The sequence below is a fragment of the Hyphomonas sp. BRH_c22 genome (genome assembly GCF_000961795.1).
Classification (GTDB): Bacteria; Pseudomonadota; Alphaproteobacteria; order Caulobacterales; family Hyphomonadaceae; genus Hyphomonas.
Window position 1 is genome coordinate 1 of sequence record NZ_LADU01000027.1, and the last position, 21,979, is coordinate 21,979.

24 protein-coding genes and 2 pseudogenes are annotated in these 21,979 nt (G+C 56.7%); 12 read left to right on the forward strand and 14 right to left on the reverse strand.

What is annotated here, in order from left to right; translation table 11 throughout:
* Positions 1 to 450, forward strand: a 450-nt coding sequence (locus VR74_RS03980) for a transposase (protein ID WP_045694619.1), incomplete at its 5' end; no start/stop codon positions are given.
* A 36-nt stretch (positions 451 to 486) separates the two neighbouring features.
* Here VR74_RS03980 and VR74_RS20470 read toward each other — a convergent pair.
* The 3 genes from VR74_RS20470 to VR74_RS03985 all read right to left on the reverse strand — a co-directional run bounded on the left by VR74_RS20470 (position 487) and on the right by VR74_RS03985 (position 1,800).
* On the reverse strand, positions 487 to 621 hold the full coding sequence (locus VR74_RS20470) for a hypothetical protein (RefSeq protein ID WP_267896851.1): 135 nt from the start codon (positions 619 to 621) through the stop codon (positions 487 to 489).
* Between the two features lie 35 nt (positions 622 to 656).
* Entirely contained in the window at positions 657 to 812 is a 156-nt protein-coding gene (locus VR74_RS20475) for a hypothetical protein (RefSeq protein WP_156950542.1), read from the reverse strand.
* Between the two features lie 130 nt (positions 813 to 942).
* Positions 943 to 1,800, reverse strand: a complete 858-nt coding sequence (locus tag VR74_RS03985; protein ID WP_299949549.1) for an IclR family transcriptional regulator — start codon at positions 1,798 to 1,800, stop codon at positions 943 to 945.
* A gap of 337 nt (positions 1,801 to 2,137) precedes the next feature.
* Between VR74_RS03985 and VR74_RS03990 the strand changes: the two genes are divergently transcribed.
* Positions 2,138 to 2,425 (forward strand): DUF1330 domain-containing protein, encoded by a 288-nt coding sequence (locus VR74_RS03990; RefSeq protein ID WP_035541254.1) that lies wholly within the window; start codon positions 2,138 to 2,140, stop codon positions 2,423 to 2,425.
* A 552-nt stretch (positions 2,426 to 2,977) separates the two neighbouring features.
* Here VR74_RS03990 and VR74_RS03995 read toward each other — a convergent pair.
* Together VR74_RS03995 and VR74_RS04000 are read right to left on the reverse strand one after the other, a co-directional pair.
* A complete protein-coding gene (locus VR74_RS03995) occupies positions 2,978 to 3,532 on the reverse strand; it encodes a TIGR02444 family protein (protein ID WP_051625083.1) in 555 nt (184 codons plus the stop codon).
* Positions 3,533 to 3,607: 75 nt separating this feature from the next.
* On the reverse strand, positions 3,608 to 4,468 hold the full coding sequence (locus VR74_RS04000; protein ID WP_035541255.1) for an alpha/beta hydrolase: 861 nt from the start codon (positions 4,466 to 4,468) through the stop codon (positions 3,608 to 3,610).
* A gap of 128 nt (positions 4,469 to 4,596) precedes the next feature.
* On the opposite strand from VR74_RS04000, the gene hpaH reads away from it, so the two are divergent.
* The 4 genes from hpaH (at position 4,597) to VR74_RS04020 (ending at position 8,148) form a co-directional block, all read left to right on the forward strand.
* Positions 4,597 to 5,439 (forward strand): 2-oxo-hept-4-ene-1,7-dioate hydratase, encoded by an 843-nt coding sequence (gene hpaH, locus VR74_RS04005; protein WP_045694622.1) that lies wholly within the window; start codon positions 4,597 to 4,599, stop codon positions 5,437 to 5,439.
* A 10-nt stretch (positions 5,440 to 5,449) separates the two neighbouring features.
* Positions 5,450 to 6,244 carry an HpcH/HpaI aldolase/citrate lyase family protein gene (locus tag VR74_RS04010; RefSeq protein ID WP_035541257.1) on the forward strand — a complete coding sequence of 265 codons (795 nt, stop codon included), beginning with the start codon at positions 5,450 to 5,452 and terminating at the stop codon, positions 6,242 to 6,244.
* Entirely contained in the window at positions 6,241 to 7,413 is a 1,173-nt protein-coding gene (locus VR74_RS04015; protein ID WP_045694623.1) for a CaiB/BaiF CoA-transferase family protein, read from the forward strand. Before VR74_RS04010 ends, VR74_RS04015 begins: the two co-directional genes overlap by 4 nt.
* A 240-nt stretch (positions 7,414 to 7,653) precedes the next feature.
* Complete coding sequence (locus VR74_RS04020; protein ID WP_035541259.1) at positions 7,654 to 8,148, forward strand: TonB-dependent receptor; 495 nt, start codon at positions 7,654 to 7,656, stop codon at positions 8,146 to 8,148.
* Between the two features lie 220 nt (positions 8,149 to 8,368).
* Here the strand turns inward: VR74_RS04020 and rarD are convergent, their stop codons facing one another.
* The 3 genes from rarD to VR74_RS04030 form a co-directional block, all read right to left on the reverse strand.
* Positions 8,369 to 9,139 (reverse strand): EamA family transporter RarD, encoded by a 771-nt coding sequence (rarD, locus tag VR74_RS04025; protein ID WP_206741607.1) that lies wholly within the window; start codon positions 9,137 to 9,139, stop codon positions 8,369 to 8,371.
* A 147-nt stretch (positions 9,140 to 9,286) separates the two neighbouring features.
* The gene (locus tag VR74_RS20480) at positions 9,287 to 9,481 is read right to left on the reverse strand and encodes a hypothetical protein (protein WP_119455237.1); all 195 of its coding nucleotides are present in this window, start codon (positions 9,479 to 9,481) and stop codon (positions 9,287 to 9,289) included.
* A gap of 217 nt (positions 9,482 to 9,698) precedes the next feature.
* Positions 9,699 to 10,658, reverse strand: coding sequence for a DMT family transporter (locus VR74_RS04030; protein ID WP_051625084.1), 960 nt, complete (start codon positions 10,656 to 10,658; stop codon positions 9,699 to 9,701).
* 124 nt (positions 10,659 to 10,782) lie between these two features.
* On the opposite strand from VR74_RS04030, the gene VR74_RS04035 reads away from it, so the two are divergent.
* The 4 genes from VR74_RS04035 (at position 10,783) to VR74_RS04050 (ending at position 15,477) form a co-directional block, all read left to right on the forward strand.
* Positions 10,783 to 12,147 carry an aromatic ring-hydroxylating dioxygenase subunit alpha gene (locus VR74_RS04035; RefSeq protein WP_035541261.1) on the forward strand — a complete coding sequence of 455 codons (1,365 nt, stop codon included), beginning with the start codon at positions 10,783 to 10,785 and terminating at the stop codon, positions 12,145 to 12,147.
* 43 nt (positions 12,148 to 12,190) lie between these two features.
* Positions 12,191 to 12,715: an aromatic-ring-hydroxylating dioxygenase subunit beta gene (locus tag VR74_RS04040; RefSeq protein WP_035541263.1), complete on the forward strand. Its 525-nt coding sequence runs from the start codon at positions 12,191 to 12,193 to the stop codon at positions 12,713 to 12,715.
* A 36-nt stretch (positions 12,716 to 12,751) separates the two neighbouring features.
* Positions 12,752 to 13,849, forward strand: coding sequence for an NAD(P)-dependent alcohol dehydrogenase (locus tag VR74_RS04045; RefSeq protein ID WP_035541264.1), 1,098 nt, complete (start codon positions 12,752 to 12,754; stop codon positions 13,847 to 13,849).
* 206 nt (positions 13,850 to 14,055) lie between these two features.
* Positions 14,056 to 15,477 carry an MFS transporter gene (locus VR74_RS04050; RefSeq protein ID WP_084146446.1) on the forward strand — a complete coding sequence of 474 codons (1,422 nt, stop codon included), beginning with the start codon at positions 14,056 to 14,058 and terminating at the stop codon, positions 15,475 to 15,477.
* 130 nt (positions 15,478 to 15,607) lie between these two features.
* Here VR74_RS04050 and ppdK read toward each other — a convergent pair whose 3' ends face one another.
* The 6 genes from ppdK to VR74_RS04080 all read right to left on the reverse strand — a co-directional run bounded on the left by ppdK (position 15,608) and on the right by VR74_RS04080 (position 20,978).
* Positions 15,608 to 17,839 carry a pyruvate, phosphate dikinase gene (gene ppdK, locus VR74_RS04055; protein ID WP_233349705.1) on the reverse strand — a complete coding sequence of 744 codons (2,232 nt, stop codon included), beginning with the start codon at positions 17,837 to 17,839 and terminating at the stop codon, positions 15,608 to 15,610.
* Between the two features lie 331 nt (positions 17,840 to 18,170).
* Positions 18,171 to 18,629 carry a type II toxin-antitoxin system YhaV family toxin gene (locus VR74_RS04060; RefSeq protein WP_035541268.1) on the reverse strand — a complete coding sequence of 153 codons (459 nt, stop codon included), beginning with the start codon at positions 18,627 to 18,629 and terminating at the stop codon, positions 18,171 to 18,173.
* Positions 18,630 to 18,647: 18 nt separating this feature from the next.
* Positions 18,648 to 18,971, reverse strand: coding sequence for a type II toxin-antitoxin system PrlF family antitoxin (locus tag VR74_RS04065; RefSeq protein ID WP_035541269.1), 324 nt, complete (start codon positions 18,969 to 18,971; stop codon positions 18,648 to 18,650).
* Positions 18,972 to 19,018: 47 nt separating this feature from the next.
* Positions 19,019 to 19,462, reverse strand: a complete 444-nt coding sequence (locus VR74_RS04070; RefSeq protein WP_035541283.1) for a hypothetical protein — start codon at positions 19,460 to 19,462, stop codon at positions 19,019 to 19,021.
* A gap of 147 nt (positions 19,463 to 19,609) precedes the next feature.
* Positions 19,610 to 19,822, reverse strand: a complete 213-nt coding sequence (locus tag VR74_RS04075; protein ID WP_035541271.1) for a hypothetical protein — start codon at positions 19,820 to 19,822, stop codon at positions 19,610 to 19,612.
* A gap of 26 nt (positions 19,823 to 19,848) precedes the next feature.
* A protein-coding gene (locus VR74_RS04080) for an IS3 family transposase (protein ID WP_119405095.1) occupies positions 19,849 to 20,978 on the reverse strand; the annotation gives its coding sequence in 2 pieces (ribosomal slippage) (positions 19,849 to 20,708 and positions 20,708 to 20,978; 1,131 coding nt in all).
* Positions 20,979 to 21,042: 64 nt separating this feature from the next.
* On the opposite strand from VR74_RS04080, the pseudogene istB reads away from it, so the two are divergent.
* Positions 21,043 to 21,603 (forward strand): annotated as a pseudogene (gene istB, locus VR74_RS04090) (IS21-like element helper ATPase IstB); the annotation flags it as partial.
* Positions 21,604 to 21,804: 201 nt separating this feature from the next.
* A pseudogene (locus VR74_RS20485) lies at positions 21,805 to 21,979 on the forward strand (IS630 family transposase); the annotation flags it as partial.

Consider the following 21,979-nt stretch of genomic DNA (forward strand, 5'->3'; position numbering starts at 1 on the left):
TACGCGGTCGAAGCCGAAGCCCGCGGCCAGCCGCCAGACACACGTGTTGAAATACGCCAGGCAAAAGCCCGGCCGGTGTTCGATGACCTGATCAGCTGGCTGCAATCTGAACTGCCAAAGATCTCCGGCAAGTCAGACCTGGCAAAGGCCATCCGCTATGCCCTGACACGCATGCCAAGGCTCGAGGTCTATCTCTCGAATGGCCACCTGGAGATCGACAACAATGCCGCCGAGCGCGGCATGCGGGGCCTGGCTATCGGGCGTAAAAACTGGCTGTTTGCAGGCTCCGAGGGCGGAGGACATGCCGCTGCCATCGCCTACACTCTCATCGAGACCGCCAGGCTCAATGACGTCGATCCACAAGCCTGGCTCTGCGATGTCCTTTCCCGGATCGCTGACCACAAGATCACCCAAATCCATGAGCTGCTGCCCTGGAACTGGAAAGCCTGATCAGGTCAAGGGCGTCAACGCCGGACGGTTACTATTCTATTTGTAATTAAGTAGTAGAAAAATAAGGGATTTGCTGACCGCAAACCGCTCAGCCGCCGCACCCGTCGACATACCATCCTCGATCGCCGCAACCACGCGGCGGCGCAGATCCGTATCCAAAGGCTTTCCCATACCCTCCTCCAGTCGCTCCGACAGAAGGAATCGAATCAGACTTCGACCGATTTGGGAATCCCAAATCGACTCTCGTTGCGATCAAAACGCTCTAGTATGAGCCCAAGCGGAAATTTGCTCAGAATTGCCCTTGTCAGGCCATCGGTCGTGATGGTGCCGCCGATATCGGTCGTCAGGATGTTGATTTTCATCGAAGGTTGGCCCGCGTGGATGCTATGTCCCGCGATGCGGTTTTGAACCAACCGGCTGTCTTTTCCTTTCCTTTTTTGGGTCGACTGCCTGTATTATGTGCCCCATGCCCAATGACCTAAGCCATCGAGGCTAGCCCCGCCAGCCGATCGCCCTACTTGCGCTGTGCGCTACTTCGATCAATCTCTCAATCTTGGCCTTGCTGAAAAACGCTTTCTGTTCTGAGCGGGATAGAACGCTCATTGTCGCGACCAAGCGATCTTGCGAATCCAGGACTGGCACTGATGCCGCCGATAGGCCCGGCACGACGGTCCCGTAGCTCCGCGTGAAACCCACCCGCCTGGCCTCGTCAATCAGGGCGGCAAGTTCGACGTCATCGACGACAATCCCTTCAGCACGCTCCTTGTCGATCCGTTCCCTAGTCTGTTCAGGGGGACAATGCGCTAGGTAGAGTATGCCGGTCGATGACGTCTGCAATGGCAAGACCGATCCCGTGTGCAGCGATGTGAACAGCGGCATTCCACCATCGATCCAACGAATGACCGTGGGCCCGTAATCGCCCCACACGGACAGCAAACCTGTAGTTTTCATCTCCACCAGTAGAGTATCCAAGTGCTCGGTTGCTATCCGTACAGTGTCGAGTCGTGCTATCGCCGCCAAACCCAAGCGTACCATGAGGCTCCCCAAAGAATATTGTCCGGTCTTTTGGTCTTGCGCGACTACTCCGGTGTTAACATAAGAGAGCAAATAGCGATGGGCTTGGCTGCGAGACAGACCCGAATTGTCTGCCACTTCCCGCAGATAAGCCCCCTCCCCTTCACCGGTCTTCACCAATGCCAACAGAACTCGTACCCCGATTTCGACCGATTGGATTGATTTTCTTGGATTATAATTTTCCTCAGATCCTTTTACCGAGGTTTCAATTGCCTTTTTTTCTCGTAATCCATGATCATCCAATTTGACATTTGTGGCTGCAATCAGTGATTTCACCTGCTTTCCTCCAAACTGGGAAAAGAGTCGAGCAACATTGCTGCGCATCAGCGCGGCTTAAGCAAGGGGCTGTGTTAAGGAGCCCTTTACTCGCTGGGCGATGGCGTAAGCAGTAGCGAGATAATCAACCGGAGCAAGCACAATTTTAGGCGTAGCAGTCCCAAACTATTGGATGAAATACTCTCCTCCGCCAGTTCACGCAACCAATTTTTGGCAGGAGATGTATGACCTCTACGGCATGTCCGCCTTCAAGGTCCAATTGCCATAGTTGGCTTCGATCATCAGAAACAGCATAGCAGGCAATACGGCCGAACCCCTTTGACAAGGAGAAAATAATATGGCTGCCTACGTCGTAGTTGTGACAGGTGCGATTTCGGATCCGACGCTGATGAACCAGTATAAGGAACAGGCAAGAGAACTCCTTGCGGAGCAGGGCGTTTCTTTCATGGCCGGGCCGGTCGTGGCCGAAATACTGGAAGGATCGCCTCCAAACGGGGCGGTCATAATCCGGTTTGAAACCCTCAAGCAGGCTCAGGACTGGTATCGGTCCGACGAATATCAGAAACTGGCCCCCATGAGGCTTGCAGCTTCCTCCAGCACGGCGTTTATCCTTGAGGGACCCTAGTCCTGCGATCTTACCGCGATAGCAGGCGCTTGACCAACCGAGAGAAAAGAACCCCGCCTCAGGACAATCATCCAGGAAACCGGCCAAGCAGAAACGAATATAAAGCCGACTAGGAACACTACAAAATCGTCCGTTACATCTGGGGCGTGTTCCTAGGCTGGGTCATTGCAGAACCCCGGCGCATTTTGTCTGGGAACCCGCACGGGCGTTGCGTTCGCCCTTTTTTCAATTCTTGGTACCTGTTTTGCCTTCCCGCTCTATCTGGTACGGCGCGGACCTTGGCTTGATCGCCAGAGCGGCATGACCTACGAGCAATGATTACCTAAACCCTTTTTGGCCCAAATGCTTGGTAGGTACACGCGCCTGTATCTCCGAGGGGTTGTAGAAGGGCGATCAGTATTCGATGTGACGTTCAGGCTACCCTCGCGGATCGTACGTACCGATCTCGCGTTCGACTAACTGCATTCGACTTTTAGGCACGACCTCATCGAGAAATGCCCTTCGGCCAGCCCGAACATAACGACTTTGAGATCGAGGGAAGTTTCGACTTTTTCAGGTCTGCGAAATCTTCGGCTCCGCATCGGGCGCGAACGCCCTGACGACCAGCTGCGTCAGCAAGATAGTAGCCGCTTCGTGAGCGGCAATCGCCCGGCGGTAGATTTCGAGGCTTGCATGTGCCGCGCTTTCCGGCGAGGTTTGATGATCCACGGAGGCTGGCCGCAAAAGATCGATTAACGCCGACTGGACCTGACCCTCTGATTTCAGCTCAACTGCCTTCAACGCTGCGTAAAGCGCCGTCAGTTCGGGTGCTTCCTCCGAGTCCGTTACTTTGTCGATGTATCGACGCACCCAGCGTCGGGCACCTCGCACCGGGTGAACCAGATTTTCATTAATCGGTGCAATTCTGAGCAGAACCTCGCCGATCTCAGACTGATTGAGCGCCGCAGCTGAGCGCTGTGCGGACCAGAGGCAAAAAAGCACCGCGTTGACATCGAAATTGTGCTCATCCTGCAAGGCCAAGCACAATTCAGCCACTTGCGGCCTGGCGTATACATCCAGCGAGAACTGCCAAAATGCAGAAGCGGCAGTCTGATCCAGCTTGGTCATTCCCACACCGGAGCAGGCAGATGGACGTAGAGCATTGCGCCTACCAGTGCACCGAGTGCAGGAATGCCGGAAGCATCAGAAACTACGCGCGCCGAAATGGATTTCCATCATCGGACGCATGACATCCCAACGCTCAAGCTGCGACCAATGGCCGGAGCGGTCGAGCACATAGAGTTCGGCGTGCTGCAGGTGCTCGATCAGGTAAAGGCTCGTGTCGAGAGGAACGATGCGGTCCTGCCTGCCGTGGAAGATCAGCACCTTATGAGGCAGCTTGCACAGGATGGACGGGGGCATGTTCAGCCCTTCCATTCCCTGCTTCATCGAATCGATCATCTTGACCGCAGTCTTCATGATCTCGGGATCAGTCGCTATCTTATAACGGTTGTTAACGATCTCTTCCATGCCTTCAAATTTGTCAGCATCATAGGCGAAACTGTGCATCAGCTGGCGGTAGCGCGACGGCCGCGGGTCGGCATAGAACGACAGCAGGCGGATAAGTTCGGGTGTCCGCGGGCCAGGGGCGCCGATCGAGCCCATCAGTACCACGCGGTCAAGCCGCTCAGGCTCTTCGCTCATCATCTGCAGGGTGAGCGCACCTCCCATCGAATTGCCGACGACGTGGGCTTTCTCGATCCCCAGCGCATCGAGAAGACCAAAGCACTGTTCGACACGTGTGCCAATCCACGCCATGACGTTGTCGGGCCAAGGATCGGGAATGACCGACTGCCCGAAACCGATCAGGTCAGGTGCGATCACGAAGAAGTTTTCTGCAAGATCTGGCATCAGATGCAACCAGTTGGACCCGGCGTGTGCTCCAGGACCTGCCCCGTGAAGCAGCAAAATAGCCGGTTTACTTGGGTCGCCTGCCAGCAATGTGTGCGAAGTCAGCCCACGCCCCGTGATCTTCTCTTCCCTTACGCTCGTGTCGCCTTGCATCCTGTCTCTCCTCTGTAAACCAAATGTTTCTGCCATGACCGGCCAGCTCTTTGCGACATGCCTATATACGGCCGTTCATAATTGTGCAATGCATTCTTCCAAAATTGGCTATGAGTGAGGAGCGATTTATGGACCAGGATGGCGGTGGACTCGCAGAGTCGGCGGCGGGCCTTAGCGAAGAAGATATAGCAGCGTTTGCGGCCGAGCTCGACCAGGCCGAGCAGTCTCGTCAGCAAATCCGCCAGTTCACCGCGCGCCGACCGGAAATGTCGATCGCTGATGGCTACCGCATCAGCAAAAAATGGGTCGATCTCAAGCTCGCTTCGGGGAGAAAAATCGTTGGGCACAAGATTGGTTTGACCTCGCGCGCAATGCAGCAATCTGCCGGGATTACCGAACCCGATTACGGGACTTTGCTCGACGATATGGTGTTCGAGCAGGGGAGCGACGTGCCTTTCGACCAGTTCATCACGCCCAAAGTTGAGGTTGAGCTTGCTTTCATGCTGGGCAAACGGATCGAAGGGCCGGGTACGACCATTTTTGACGTCCTCAGGGCGACCGACTATGTGATACCGGCGGTCGAGATTATCGACAGCCGCACGTTTCCTGTCGATCCCGAAACCGGCGCGCGCCGCAAGGTGCAGGACACAATCAGTGACAATGCGGCCAATGCCGGGATCATCGTCGGCGGCTTGCCGATGCGGCCTGACAAGATCGATATGCGCTGGGTCAGTGCGCTACTGACCCGCAACGGCGTGATCGAGGAAACGGGCGTGGCAGCAGGTGTACTCAACAATCCGGCAAACGGTGTGGCGTGGCTGGCCAACCGGCTGTCTCCGTGGGGCCAGACACTCGAGGCGGGCGAAATCGTGCTGGGCGGGTCATTCACTCGTCCCGTGGAAGTCCGGCGGGGTGACGTTTTCAACGCCGATTTCGGGCCGCTGGGCGCTATCGGTTTCCGGTTCTTCTAAGGGCAAGACCATGAAAACAAAGCAAAATCGTTTCAAGGACGGGCTCGGCGACGGGCCGCCGCAGCTTGGGTTCTGGTTGGCGCTCGCCAGTCCGGACATCGCTGAAATTTGCTCTGGCCTGGGCTATGACTGGGTACTGATCGATGGCGAACACGGTGCCCAGACCCTGCCCGGGATTGCCAACCAGCTGCGCGCGGTCGATACCGTTCCAGCCTGTTCTGCAATCGTGCGCGTTCCGGGCCACGATCCGGTGACGATCCGCCAGATTCTCGATCTTGGTGCCCAGACAATCATGGTGCCGATGGTAGATACCGCACAGCAGGCAGCGGCGATCGTCAAGGCATCGCGCTATCCGCCGGCGGGTGATCGCGGTATCGGCGGCGCCCGCGCCGCACGCTGGGGTCGCTATCCCGCTTACGTGGCAGAAGCCAACGAGCGCCTATGCATCATCGCCCAGATCGAGACCGCCGAAGCGCTCGACAATCTGGAGGCTATCGCCGCGGTCGATGGCATCAATGCCCTGTTTGTCGGACCTGCCGACCTCGCGGCATCGCTCGGTCTGCTCGGCCCCGCCAATGCAGCGGCGCTTGCCCAAGTGACGGGAGAGGCCCTCGCCCGTATCCGCGCCACTGGAACCCCCTGCGGTATCCTGTCACGGGACGAACGCCTGGTGCAACAATATCTGGACGGAGGTGCTCGCTTCCTCGCGGTTGGCATAGATTCCTTTACGCTCGCCAAGGCTGCGGGAGAAATGGCGCGGGACTGGCACAATCGCATCAATGCAGCGGGTAACGGTACAAAATGACGCAGTGTGACTGGGGGCCTGCGCAAACGGAGGCATCGACCAAGCCACTGAGCGGTATCAAGGTTCTCGAACTTGCGCGAATCCTGGCCGGGCCATGGTGCGGGCAATTGCTGGCCGATCTCGGTGCCGAAGTTATCAAGATAGAGCGCCCCGGCAGTGGCGACGACACCCGCCACTGGGGCCCGCCTTTTGTCATGTCGGATACGGGCGAAAACCTGGGCGCGGCTTATTATCATTCGGCCAACCGGGGAAAGCGGTCCATCGCGCTCGATATCGCGACGCCAGCAGGTCAGGATATCGTTCGCAGTCTTGCGGCAAACGCCGACATCATGATCGAGAACTACAAGGTGGGTGGACTAACCAAATACGGGCTTGACCATGCGGCCTTATCGCGGATCAACCCGCGCCTTATCACCTGCTCGATCACCGGCTTCGGACAGACCGGGCCTTATGCTCACCGTCCCGGATACGACTATATCGCGCAAGCCATGGGCGGACTTATGTCGATGACTGGGGAACCGCAGCGCGAACCGCAAAAGGCCGGCATTGCGGCTGCCGACCTGTTTACCGGGGTCTACAGCGCGGTGGCAGTGCTGGCAGCGCTCAACCACCGGCGTGAAACAGATGTCGGTGCACATATCGACATGGCGCTGCTCGATACCCAGGTTAGTGTGATGGGCAATCAGGCGCTGAACTGGATGACCTCAGGGGTGGTGCCGCGCCGGGTCGGCAACGGCCATGCCAATCTGGCACCCTATCAGGCCTTCCCGACCCGCGATGGAGATCTGATCATCGCGGTTGGCAACGACGGCCAGTTCGCCGCCCTTTGCCGCGTGCTGAATATTGCGCTCGACCGGGACGAACGCTTCAGCACCAATCCCGAGCGGATTCGCAATCGGGTAGAGTTGATCAAGGCCATCGAAGAGATAACGATACAATGGAACCGGGACGAGCTCTTCGAGCAACTCGAAAATGCAGGAATTTCGGCCGGCCCGATCAACGAGCTGGACCAGGTATTCGCCAACCCGCAAGTCATTGCGCGCGGCATGGCGATTGAACGTGCAGGACGTCCCGGAGTGGCCAGCCCGATCGTCATCGACGGTGTCCGTATGGTATCAGACCGACCTGCGCCCGGGGTTCCAGAAGAAATCGGGTTCGATTTACAATAATTCCGGAGCAACCGTGCGATTGCCCGTCGCCCTTGTTGTCGAATTGACGATGAGGCCAAAATGGCCAGTCATGCAAAGCTAGTGCCCAGATCCATCGATGGCCGTCAAATCACGTGTCATGTAATTTATTTCGAAATGCGTGTGGCCACCAAATGCGATGCTCCTGCGCCAAAGGGCTGACGAGGCAGGCAAAATCTCTTGTCGTGCGGCTCGCCCATCAACTGGGTTGAGCGCCCAAAGATGAAGCCACCAACATTTGCGCTCGCGGACGATCCCATCCCCGAACGGCTACGTGCCGCCGTCGCCTACATACATGCCCGGTATCAGGATTTCACCGCAGCCCAGGGCTTCATTCCGCGACCGACTGGCGGCAACACCGTTGTCACCGTCGATGCCTCGGGCCAAGTACTGACTCGCGCGCCGAAGTGGTCGGGCAACCTTGGAGCGGATTATACCACTGCCTTGGGCGGAGGGACTTTCGGAGCAGGCGCAAACCTTTCATGGAGTTCGCGTGTATATTATGACTTCCTGAACAATTTCTCGCAACCTTCCTACAAGCTGACAAATGCCTCGGTTTTCTGGACCCCCGACAGCGGAGCCTGGAAGGCAAGCTTATGGGTGACCAATCTGACCAATGAAAAGGTTCTGCAGACAATTCGGCCGGGCGGTTTCAGTACAGATGGATTCTACGAACAGCCGCGCAAGGTGGGTGTTTCGTTCGAGGTTCGGTTCTGACACTGGCGGTCCAAATATGCTGCGAAGCGATAGCTTCACAGCCCTTCGCTCGATCAGGCGACCATGATCGCCGATCAGTTCTAAGCGCGATTGATCAATCCAGTTGAATTTCCAGAGCGGGCGGTGTCAAATCTGTCCGCTCTCCTTTTTCGGGTTTCACAACGGCTTTATGCAGGAGTGCATCGGTGACGAAATTTTTTCCCGTGCCCTTTCTTTTCTATCAGACCCCCAATCCGCGCCGTCCACGCAAAGCGTCGAAAATGAAAAAGGCCAAGCCAACCCAGATGCATCCGAACGTGAACACGTGAAACAGTCCGAAAGGCTCTTGGAATAGCAGAACCGCCTGCAGGAACTGGAGCGAAGGGCCGATGTATTGGAATTGTCCTGCAAGCGAGTACGGCATCTTCTTGACGGCGATCGAAAAGAGCAACAACGGGACGGCCGTCACAACCCCCGTTAAAACAAGAAAAACGTTGTCGACTGCGTCGGTGCCGAAAACCGGCTGCCCGTGATAAGAAGTCAGCCAAAGCCAGGCTATCGCCATCGGAGCCAGGAGAGATGTTTCAATCAGGAGCCCGCAGAGCGGGTCCAATGGCACAATTTTACGGATCAGGCCCGCCGTGCTAAAGGTTGCCGCTAGAGCCATCGCAATCCACAAGCTTCCGCCCTTCCCGATCGCGAACACCAAAACCCCCAGCGCGGCAAGTCCTACCGCAATAGCTTGGAGCCGGTTCAATCGTTCGCCCAGGCCCACCACACCGAGTAAAACGGTCATTAGGGGTGTGACGAAGAACCCCAGGCTGGTTTCGAGCACGTGATTTTGCAGGACGGCCCAGATATATACCAACCAGTTGGTGCCGATTAGCAAAGCCGTCACGGCGAAAAGGCCGACCGATCGCAGACTAATTGTCTGGCGAAGCGTATCCCAGCGCCGGAGAAGACTTACGATAATCGCCAGCAAAACAACCGACCAGATTACGCGATGTGCCATAATCTACCCCGTAGGGATCGCCTGCAACTGCTTCATGTAGATCGGCAGGCCCCATAGATCAAATAGGCGATAGTTGCATAGGCGATACCCGACCGCATTTCCGATTTCTGGGCCTGATCGATAGCACCTTGCGTTCCGCCCAATTAATTACTCTTTCGGTTTGAGTTTCGGATCGTCCTCGCAGATCGGCCGGTCGCGCTGCAGCAAGATGACCTGCTCGATGCCATCTGACGAAACTTCGAACGCATCATAGACCAACGGCCTGCAGGTAATAGCCCCCACAACATAGAACATCCACGAGGCGGTCAACATGACATTCGGTTTCTCATCATCTATGTGCATGGGACCTTCTGGTACGGCAAAGCCACTGCGAGGGCAGGCAGTGCCAGCCGGTTGTGGCAAGTGTTGAGTAGCCCGTCGCAACCACACCCTTTGGGTTCGTCACCAATAAGTCGGGGTTCTGCGAACGATTTGGTCGCTGCCGCAGCCTGTACCCGAAAATTTTGAGGGTTGGCCGCGATCCCGATCCCTCTGAGGGTACTCTCCTGCGATCATAGCTTCAAACTTCCTGGTTTGCTCCATCAACGGTACCGGCGCGCCGCTCGCGTGAAATGGCGATCGCGATGATGATTATGACGGCACCGACCAAATGATAAAGAGCAAGCTTTTCGCCAAGGAGTGGTACTGCGAGGGCCACCCCAAAAACCGGCGGCAAGTTCATATATATCCCGGAACGGGCCGAGCCGATAAGCACCACCGCGCGATTGAAAAGGCCATAGGCGACGAGCGACGGAAAAACTCCGACATAAAGGATTGCCGCCACCACTTCGACCGGCGGCATCGACGGACCGTTGCTTGCAAGATTAGCGGCGTAGGGCACTGCCATCGATCCCATGCCGATCGCGAAAAGCGCGGCAAGCAGGGTAAGGGGGTGTAAGGCCGGAACTTTGCGAAGGAATGTGGCATAGACCGAGTAGAGGAATACGCCCGTGACGGAAAGCACGTCCCCGATATTTAATGCGCTACCCCGCAGATCGAGGGGATGTCCCTTGGTTACGATCCACATGATCCCCGCAAACGACAGTACGGCACTTAGAGCAAGAACAGGCCGAAGTCGTTCACCGAATAGAACCGCCGGCATAACCAATGTCAGTATAGGCATGATGGATTGCAACAGTAGGCTGTTAGTGGCGGTGGTATATTGCAGGCCGCAATAGACGATATAGCTGAAGAACCCCACGCCGAAGAAGCCGAGCAAAGTGAGAAACAGCCAGGAATCGCGAAGGGTCTGGCGGTCGGCTTTGAGATGTCGCCAAGCGAACGGCAGCACACACAAAAAGGCGACCGCCCACCGCCAGAATGCAAGCGACGAAGGAGACACCAGGTCGCGCACCGCACGGCCGATAATAGGGTTCAGAGCCCAGCATAAAGATGCAACACAAAGCAGCAAGGTGGGCGAGGCCCAGATCGCTGGCCCAACACTGCGCCAACCGGCGAGATGTCGGACAAAGGCGCTCAAAAAACTGCACCTCGTTGAACAAAAGATGCTTGCTGAACACTCATTTTTCGCAGATGGTGCATCGCGTTGCCTATAATGGCTGGACCTGACTGGTGCAAGCCAAATGAGCTTTACGGAGGGAATTATGACCGAAGATGCCCACCTCGTCGACAATGTCGAATCGAGTCAATCGCGTGAAATTTTCTGGGACAAAGATGTTTACAACCTCGAACTTGAAAGGGTTTTTGGGCGTTCGTGGTTGTTTCTTGGTCACGAGTCACTCCTCCCCAAGCCCGGTGATTTTATCACCACCTATATGGCTGAAGACAAGGTCATTCTGTCGCATCAGCAAGATGGGTCATTCCGGGCGTTCATCAATTCGTGCACGCACCGGGGCAACCAGATTTGCCATGCCGACAGCGGCAATGCCAAGGCGTTCGTCTGCAACTACCACGGCTGGGTTTACGGTCAGGACGGCCGTCTGGTCGATGTCCCGCTCGAAACGCGGTGCTATCATGGCCAGCTCGACAAGGCGAAGCTGGGCGCCAAGCACGTTCGGGTAGAGACGTACAAAGGCTTCATTTTCGGCTGCGGCGATGCCGACGCGCCAAGTCTGGAGGAATATCTGGGCGAATTCCGTTGGTACCTCGATACGATCTGGGAAGGTGCCGGAGGCGGGCTGGAGCTGCTGGGCCCGCCGATGAAAAGTATTCTGGCCTGCAATTGGAAGGTGCCGACTGAGAATTTCGTCGGCGATGGCTACCATGTCGGCTGGACCCACGCCGGCGCCTTGGGCCAGATCGGCGGCGAACTTGCCGGTCTGGCCGGGAACCGGGCGGACATGCCCTTCGAAGAACTCGGCTTTCAGTTCACGACCCGGCACGGGCACGGCTTCGGAGTGATCAACAACGCCGCCGCGGCGATCCACGTCAAGCGCGATGGCTGGGCAAAATACCTTGCCGACACCCGCGCTGAAGTTGGCCGAAAGTTCGGACCGGAGCGTGAAGAACTTTATGTTGGCCACTGGAACTGCTCGATCTTCCCGAGCTGCTCGTTCCTTTACGGAACCAATACGTTCAAGGTCTGGCATCCGCGTGGTCCGCACGAGATTGAAGTGTGGACCTACACGATGGTGCCGCGTGACGCCGACGCTGCAACGAAGAGCATGATCCAGCGCGAAGCCACCCGGAGTTTTGGGACGGCCGGAACGTTGGAAAGCGACGATGGCGAGAACATGTCTTCGGCTACCCATGTCAACCGCGGAAACATAACCCGTGATGGTCGAATGGATTCCAGCATGGGCGTTGGTTTTGAAGGACCACACCCTGTCTATCCGGGGATCGTTGGGTCCAGTTTCATCGGGGAAACATCCCATCGCGGTTTCTATCGTTTCTGGAAGGAAATGCTGGACGCACCCGACTGGGCAGCGGTGAAGGCAAATGACGACAACTGGGATTCGGTTTTCACAAATCGCGATTACTGGGCCGACAAGATCGAAGCGGCCGAGTAGTAGACAAAATTCTACACCAAACGTTCCGAAAACCGGAGAACTTATGTCAGTTAAGCAGATTTCAGTGGCCCAAGATGTGCATTTTGCCATCGAAGCGCATTACCGCACCGAAGTCCGGTTGTGGCAGACCGGGCAATACCGTGAATGGCTCAAGGAAATGGTCGCTGAGGACATCCATTACTGGATGCCAATATACGAACAGCGCTTTATACGGGACCGACGCCCCGACCCCACTCCCCACGATGCAGCGATCTATAATGACGATTACGGCGAGCTCAAGCAACGCGTAGAGCGGCTTTATTCCGGCACCGTATGGATGGAGGATCCGCCGTCCAAGATCCGGTACATGGTCAGCAACGTCGAAGCTTTCGATGCGGGCGATGGCGAGTTCGACGTTTATTCAAACGTGGTCGTCTATCGCAACCGCCGCCAACTTGAAATGACCGTTCACACGCTGGGGCGTGAGGATAAGCTGCGCCGGGTCGGCGATGACTTCCAGGTGTTCCGTCGCAAACTGAACATTGATGCCAGGGTAACGCAAGACAAGAACCTGTATTTTTTCTGTTAATCGAGCGCTTGAGAGCGCAATAAAAGGAGAGTTAATATGCAAGCCTATGCCGCGATCATCGAAAGCCAGGGCGGGAAATTTGTCCTGGATAACGTAGATATTGAAGAGCCCCGTGACGGTGAAGTACTCGTCAAGATTGCGGCTGCGGGCATGTGTCACACCGATCTTACGGTCCGCGACCAGTATTACCCGACCCCGCTTCCCGCGGTTCTAGGACATGAAGGTTCGGGCGTTGTCGAAAAGGTCGGGCGCGGCGTCACCACGGTCAAGCCTGGCGACAAGGTGGTGTTATCATTCAGCTATTGCGGAACTTGCCCATCATGCATGAAGGGGCATCAGGCCTATTGCCCGAGCCTTTTCCCGCTCAATTTCATGGGCCGCAGGCTCGATGGCTCGACCCCGATCAGGCGTAACGGAGAAGAGGTGAATGCGTGCTTCTTCGGCCAGTCTTCATTCGCGACCTACTCGATCGCAACAGAAAACAACTGCATCAAGGTCGCAGATGATGCGCCGATAGAGCTTCTCGGCCCACTGGGCTGCGGAATTCAGACCGGCGCGGGCACCGTGCTCAATGCATTGCAGCCTGCCCCGGGCTCGTCGATCGCAATCTTCGGCGTCGGGTCGGTTGGTCTCAGCGCGGTGATGGCGGCAAAGGCTTCCGGTTGCCTCAAGATTATCGCCGTCGATCGCAATCCCACGCGTCTACAGCTGGCCCGTGAGCTTGGTGCAACCGATATTATCGATGCCACGAACACCAATGCCCAAGAAACGATCATTGCCCTAACGGGGGGCGGCGCGGACTATGCGATAGATACCACCGCCATTCCTCAAGTTCTGCGCAGCGCGGTAGACAGTACACATACCATGGGGGAAACCGCTGTAGTCGGGGGGGCAAAGCTGGGGACTGAATTCTCTCTCGACATGAACAATATGCTATTCGGCCGCAAATTGCGCGGTGTGGTCGAAGGTTCGAGCACGCCACAAGTCTTTATCCCGCAACTGATTGCGATGCGTGAAGCTGGTCTGTTCCCGTTCGAAAAGCTTTGCACGTTCTACGACTTCGACCAGATCAATCAGGCCGTCGAGGATACGGAAGTTTCCGGAAACGCAATCAAGGCCATTCTCAAGATGTAATATGGCACTGCGCTCACTCTGCGGTCGATCCCGGCAACAGAGTGGACCGGCCAGTCCAGCTGGAGCCAATCCAACCAGCAGGTTTTGAAAAAGACGAACGGACACCGACCTAATGTTTGGTAAACTTTAGGCGGTTGACACGAACGGACCGTGATTTTGTATGGGGAGTGCGACAGGATGGGCAATAAACCCCAAGTACCTGCGTCATGAGTTCGAACGATGGAGCGGCCCAAGGGCCGACGTCAAGCATTACAGACGGCTACCAGCCTAGAACCGGACTTCCGGTTCCTCGTCGATTCTGGGCGGCATTCTCGATCTGGAGTGCCATATTTCTTACCATAATGGACGTATCGATTGCTAACGTTGCCTTGCCTTTCATCTCTAAAGGCCTGGATGTAACAGCAGCAAAGTCGGTATGGGCAATCAACGCTTATCAGATCGCCATCGTGATGGCACTTTTGCCCATGGCGAAGGCTGCCGAAATCCTTGGCTACAAGAAGGTCTATTTAGCAGGCCTCATGCTCTTCATGCTTGCAGCCTTTGGCAGTATCAGCGCAGGCAGCCTCCCTGTTCTCGCTTTGGCGCGCTTCGTGCAAGGTATCGGTGCTGCGGCAGTAATGGTGGTCAGCGGGGCATTGGTTCGGACAATTTATCCTCCCGAATTGGTCTCGCGTGGAATTGGCTACAATACCATTGCCGTTTCAATTGCTTCGGCCGCCGGACCAGCAGTCGGCGGACTGGTGCTTTCGATTGCAGGTTGGCACGCCATTTTTGCAGTAGGTCTTCCGTTCGGCCTGCTTTCGCTTGCCCTCGGGATTTGGGCACTCCCTCCGGACGCCTCGGTAAAGAAACCTTTCGATTATAGTTCGGCCATCTTGTGCTGTGTGGGTTTTGCGGCGATTTTCCTCACCCTGAACGATCTGGCCCAGAATTCCGCCTCTGGGTGGACGTTACTCGAAATCGGCGTCGCTATCCCGGCTTTATGGTTCCTCGGTAAACGCACGTCCTCCAGTCAGGATTCGATGGTGCCGCTTGATCTGCTGAAGCTAGGCTATCTTCGCGCAGCCTATGCAATGTCGGTCTCAGCCTATGTTGTCATGATACTGATCACCTTGTCCTTCCCGTTCATTCTGCAGCAACGGTTTCACTTCAAGCCTGAAGCGATAGGGCTTTTCATGGTGCCGCTGCCGCTCGGTATCGTGATCGCAGCTTTCGTCTCCGGGCGTCTGGTCAATCGCAATTCGTCGGATTGGTTGTGCGCATCGGGGTTGATCATCCTCGCATGCGGTGCAATTTTCCTTTCATTGTTGCAACCAAATGCTTCCGCGTTTATGATAATCGCCGCGACAGCGCTTTGCGGAATTGGCTTCGGAATTTTCCAGGTACCCAACAACCACAGCATGATCGCAAACGTACCGCACTCCCGTACCGGCGCTGCTTCAGCAATGCTGTCGATGTCACGGCTGATCGGTCAGACGCTCGGGGCCTTGCTGGCCGCGCTGCTGTTTCGCAGAATTGGCGCACAGAGTGATGCGCCAATCATTGCAGCGGCCATGATTGCGCTGATGGTGGCAAGCGCAACTCTGTTGCAACGAGGTTGGAGTCGGTCCGTTACACGCGATACATAATTGAGCATCTCTTAGCAGCCTGCGAGCAGTGGATCGCTGCCCACTAAGCAAACGGCACGATGTTGATCTTGCGTGCGCCGAGCTTTTGACCGACGGGAAGAAAATTCACCGCCGTCATAAAGCCTGGCCTTCATTTCTCCAAAGCTGCCTGCGCCGCCGCAAGACGGGCAATCGGCACGCGAAACGGCGAAGGGCTAACATAGTCGAGCCCTATCTTTTCACAGAATGTGATCGAAGCCGGATCACCGCCGTGCTCTCCGCAGATGCCCAGCTTGATATCGGCACGTGTCGCTCGGCCGCGTTGAACAGCAAGTTCGACGAGCTGGCCAACACCTTCAATATCGAGGCTAACAAATGGGTCGCGAAGGAAAATGCCCTTTTCGACATATGGATTGAGGAACCTTGCCGCATCGTCCCGGCTGACGCCAAGAGTGGTTTGTGTCAGATCGTTGGTACCGAACGAAAAGAACTTTGCCTCCTCCGCAATCTCTCCGGCCATCAGGGCAGCTCGCGGCAACTCAATCATTGTCCCGACCAGATAGTCGAGCGTCCGGCATTTTTCTGCGAAAACCTTCGCCGCCGTTTCATCGACGAGCTTCTTCAGGATCGCGAGTTCCTTCTTCGTGGCCACCAGTGGGATCATCACCTCGGGCACCGGTGCGTCGCCAGATTCTTCGGCCACGTCGCAGGCTGCCTCGAAAATGGCACGGGCCTGCATCTCGTAGATCTCGGGATAGGTAATACCGAGGCGGCAGCCCCGGTGACCCAGCATTGGGTTCATCTCGTGCAGTTCATCCGCTCGCCGCTTGAGCGTGTCGACGCCGATGCCGATGGTGTCAGACAATGCAGCAAACTCGGCGTCGCGGTTCGGCAGGAATTCATGTAACGGCGGGTCGAGCAAGCGGATCGTGACCGGTAGGCCGGCCATGACCGTGAAGATCGCAGCGAAGTCAGCGCGCTGTTCAGGCAACAGCTTTTCCAGAGTGGCGCGGCGACCTGCTTCGTCCTGGGCCAGGATCATCTGGCGAACGGAAGAAATCCGCCCAGCTTCAAAGAACATGTGCTCCGTGCGACAAAGACCAATGCCCTCGGCACCAAACTCGCGCGCCATGCGGCAGTCTGCGGGGGTTTCAGCATTGGCACGCACTTTCATGCACCGATACCTGTCGGCCCATTCCATCAAGGTCGCGAAATCGCCTGCCAGCTCCGGCTGCACGGTTGACACCATGCCGGCCATGATTTCGCCAGTCGCACCGTCTAGAGTGATCAGGTCACCCTCTTTCAGCTCGCGGGTACCCATCCTCAGCGTACGGGTTTTCATGTCGATTGAGAGGCCCGAGGCTCCCGACACGCACGGACGACCCATTCCACGCGCCACCACGGCGGCGTGACTGGTCATGCCACCGCGCGCAGTGAGTATTCCCTTGGCTGCATGCATGCCGTGGATATCCTCGGGACTTGTTTCGACGCGGACGAGAATCACCGCTTCGCCCAGTTCGGCGCGCTTCTCTGCAGTGTCGGCATCGAGCACGATCGTGCCCGAAGCAGCGCCTGGCGACGCAGGCAGACCGCGGCCGAGGAAGTCGCGCGGTGCCTTGGGATCGAGCGTCGGATGCAGCAGCTGATCGAGTGCCATTGGATCGACGCGGCGAATCGCAGTAGTTTCGTCGATCAGGCCTTCCTCGACCATGTCGACCGCCATCTTGAGTGCAGCCTTGGCGGTGCGCTTGCCGGAACGGGTCTGCAGCATCCACAGCTTACCGCGTTCCACGGTGAACTCAATATCCTGCATATCGCTGTAGTGCTTCTCAAGAAGCTCGAACACCGCAGCTAGTTCACCATAGCTGGCTGGCATTGCCTCTTCCATCGAAAGCGGTTTGGCGCCCGCTCGTTTGCGGGCAGCTAACGTCAGGTACTGCGGAGTGCGGATGCCGGCGACGACATCCTCGCCCTGGGCATTTACCAGCCATTCGCCGTAATAAGCCTTCTCGCCGGTCGCTGGATCGCGGGTGAAGGCAACACCGGTGGCCGAGGTAACGCCCATGTTGCCGAAGACCATGGCCTGGACGTTGACAGCTGTGCCCCAGTCGCCGGGAATGTCGTTGAGACGGCGATAGACCTTGGCACGGTCCGAATCCCATGAATCGAACACTGCACGGATCGCATCCCAGAGTTGCTCGCTAACGTCCTGCGGGAATGCGCGGCCCAGTTCGACTTCGACGATGCCCTTGTACTGTGTGACAATGCCGCGCCAATCTGCCTCTGTCATCTCGACATCGTTTCGGTATCCTGAGTCTTCCTTGACGATCTCCAGCGCCTCCTCGAACAGATGGTGCTCCAAACCCAGCACGACGGCTGGCAAATATCGCTGTCCGGGCAAAGTCCGAACGCGCTCTAACGGCTAAATATGTGGGAATGACTTCGGACCACAACGCAGTTGATATCCTAATTTGCGCGAGATGAATATCCCGCCCTGCCCGTTTTTACCGCGAAAAAATTGGCGCTGCCGCCATGATTATGAACTGGCCGAGCCATTCAACGGATCAGCCCAGCCGCCATCCCAATCCCATCATTTTGGCAGTTCGCCGATGAAGATGGCTGACAATATATACGAAGGTCATGCACGTTTTAGTTAGCGGCCAGTCAATGCAATTGCCCTGCCCGAACCATTCGGGTGGGACTATCGCGGGAAATCACGATTCTGGCAGATCGACGCTAGCCGCCATCAGCGCATCCCAATCGTCGGGTGGATTGTCCTTGTCCAGCATTTTTGTGAATACCGCATAGGCATCGCTTTTCGAGCCATAGGTTCGCAATGTATTCTGGTCATTGACCCACGCATAGACAATGATTTTTGCGCTGCTGCTGTAACGGAAAAATAATCGAAACCGCCCACTGGCAAATTTGGCGCGGAACCAGTGCTTGCGTTTCGCGCCCAAGGTGCCGCCTTGTCGGTATTCGGGACGTGCCGGATCGACCGGTATATCCTCAAATGCCAGTTTTCGGATGGCGGCGAGCAATTTGGCGTTGGCGGATTTTTGATAATCTTTCGGATTTTTCTTTTTCGCCTTTTCTACCGCCTTGGTCAGCTTTTCCAGCTGTTCCAGAAAAAGCGGATGGGTATAGAGCGTCCAGCCATTGACGGTTATCATCGCTGCGGCGCTAACGGACTAAAGCGCAACATCGCCGTCAATCTCGTCATCGAGATTGACCGATATGCCATCGGTCAGCGTGGCAATGCGTTTTGCCAGATCGGGCGAAAGCGCCTTGATCTTTTGCGGATGCTGCTTGATGTCTTTTGCCAGAAAACCCAGAAACGCATCGATGGCGGGATCGTCAATGTTGTCAGCGCGGGACAATGTTACACCGCCATCGCCGACATGAAAGGCAATGCGGCCGCCAAAATCGACGCCCAGTGCCTGACGCACCGCTTTGGGAATCGTCGTCTGCCCCTTGGCCGTGATCGTGCTGATTTTTTCCAGTTCAACGCCCATGCTGAATTCCTTTCGAGCGCGATATGTAAGGAATAATCCTTACTTTGTCAAGGAAGGGATTCGATGTTTGCCAGTTTAGGTGCAGGCGTGGGTGATAGGCTTAATGCGCGAGTCCAGGCGAATATGCCGAAAACGCCCGCGCCAATAGCTGACACAGCCACGGTCCAGATCGCCGATGGCATGGACGATGCAACAATACCATGCACCAGATGATAGGCGGCAAAAGCGGCGGGAGCCGCGAAGGCCAAACCGATTACCGCCTGCACAATTGGCGATTTTGCCGCTGCCAAAAGCCAATATGCAAGAACAAGCGTGGCCATTGCGGCAGCAATTCCGGCAGCGGCGCTTGCCAACCATCCGGTTCCGCCAGAATGCAGCGCGAAACCGGCAATTGCTCCCACATAAAGCGGAAGCGCATAGATAATGAGATTAAAAGTCAATTTGCACAGCAGCGCAATCGCGACAATCGCGAAAACTATGGCAAGTATCATGGCGTCCTCCTTGGGCATAAAAGCCACCGGACGCGCTCACCTCCACCACCACAGCGCAAATTTGTTGATTGAATTATAGCGCCAACGCGCAGCCGTTTCAATCGGGAACAAAAACGAACGGCGCATCTGCGCCATTCGTTCATGCACTCAAGCTGCAATCCGCCCGTCCTCGGCGGCTTCGCTATGGGGGGCTTCGCCGCTGTCGTCCTCGTCTTTTGCGGACGCGGTAACTTCTTCATCCTGCGTTTCCGGCTCCGATGGCTCATCCTCTTCCATCAACCACTTGGCGCGTTCAGCGGCGGCAACCGTGCCGACACCGCCGCGTGTCGTATAGGCCGAGGGCGGAAATGGACCTGTCACGCTTTTGTTCCGACCCTGAGTCTCAGTTAAGCTGCCTTTCGTTCGAATGCCAAGGGGCTTTTCCATCCGAGGGCTGATTGCCGTCGGCGTGGGTTGTAGAAGCCGTTGATGTACTGGAAGAGCGCGGTCTCAGTTTGTCTGCGTGTGCTCCAGTCGTGTCTCCAAATGAGTTCAGCCTTCAGGGATTTGAAGAATGTCTCGACGGCTGCATTATCGTAGCAATTTCCTTTCCCGCTCATCGACGCGTGAAAGTCCTGCTTGCGCAGGATTTGTTGATAGTCATGACTGCAATATTGGCTCCCCCTGTCGGTATGATGAATGCATCCGGGGGGAGGCTGTCGCAAATTGATCGCCATGTTAAGCGCACGAATGGCGAGGTCCTTCTTCATGCGGTTGCTCACCGCCCAACCAATGACCCTCCTGGAATATAGATCGAGAATGACAGCCAGATAGAGCCATCCCTCGCGGGTCCAGATGTAAGAGATGTCACCGGCCCATTTCTGGTTCGGTGCGCTTGCAGAGAAATCTCGATCAAGCAGGTTATGCGCTATGTTGAACTGATGATTACTATCAGTCGTTGCCTTGAACTTGCGTGTGCGCACAACACGAATGTCGTTCTGCCTCATGAGCCGACCAACGCGCCGATGCCCCACGGCAAGACCAAGTTCTTTTAGCTCTTCAGTCATACGCGGGCGGCCATAACTACCGAGCGCAAGACTGTGCTGCTCACGGATATGCGCCAGGATCACAAGGTCCTTGCGCTGGCGTTTGCCCATCGGACGCGACCGCCAGGCGCGAAAGCCCCGCGATGTCACCTTCAACACACGGCACATCTGCTCAATCGGCCAGACCTTCTTCCAAGCATCAATGAAGGCGAACCGCTTCACTTCTGACTTGCGAAGAAGGCCGTCGCTTTTTTTAGGATATCCCGCTCCTCCTTCAGAACGCGGTTCTCTCGGCGCAGTTGCTCGACTTCCTTCAAAAGGTCTGCCGATGGCAGATCTGACCGCTCCTCGGTTCGGTGCGTCGCAATCCACTTGCCCAGTGTCGAAAGCCCGATGCCCAAATCTGCCGCAACCTGCTTACGTGAAAGTCCGCTGCTCAGCGAAAGCCGGACCGCCTCACGCTGGAAGTCTTCGCCGTGTCTCTGACCCATAATCCTGTCTCCTTGATAATAGATAATCGTCTATCAAGGCCGGAATCAAACCGGGACAGGTCCAGACACGTTCGAGTTCGCCGCCCAGCCTTCGCTCAACAAGGCGCTGGTTCTCGAGCTGGCCCGCTGCGACTGGATCGAGAAGCGCCGCAATGTCATTGCGCTCGGGCCGTCCGGAACCGGCAAGACGCACACCGCTTTGGCGCTCGGCCTCGCTGCCTGCCAGCGCGGACACAGTGTCGCGTTCACCACCGCTGCCGCGCTCGTCCATGAGCTCATGGAAGCGCGCGATGAGCGCCGTCTCCGGCGCGCGCAAAAGCATCTCGCCAGCGTCAAACTCCTGATCATCGACGAACTTGGCTACGTGCCGTTCACCGCAGTCGGCGCCGAGCTGTTGTTCGAGGTTCTCAGCCAACGATACGAACGTGGCAGCACGCTGATCACCAGCAACCTGCCGTTCGACGAATGGACCAGCGTGTTCGGCTCAGAGCGCCTCACCGGCGCGCTCCTCGACCGGCTGACGCACCATGTCCACATCCTCGAACTGAACGGCGACAGCTTCCGGCTCGCCACGAGCCGCAAGCGCCAGAAGCGATCCATCCCGGAAAACGGAGGCGTCACATGAAATAGGATCAGAAAAACCGCCAGCACCTCACCGGGTGTCTGGCCTCCGCTTCGCTCCGGCCAGACACCCGACGAGGCGCAAGAAACCGGCCTCCCATGCGAGGCTTTTTATGGAACCTGACTGGCCCCTTTTTAAACCGGCGCTGACACGTGGTGCCTTCGACGATCTGGTATTTCCTCGATCGGCGCGGGATCACCTATAAAAAAAACCGCGCACGCGGCTGAGCAGGAACGTGCCGACGTCCTGCTTGGGCGCGAGACCTGGTTCGACGGCCAGCTTGATCTCGATCCGGAGCGGCTTGTCTTCCTTGATGAGACGGGCGCATCGACAAAGATGGCGCGCATGCGCGGCCGGGCGCTGCGGGGCGAGCGCTGCC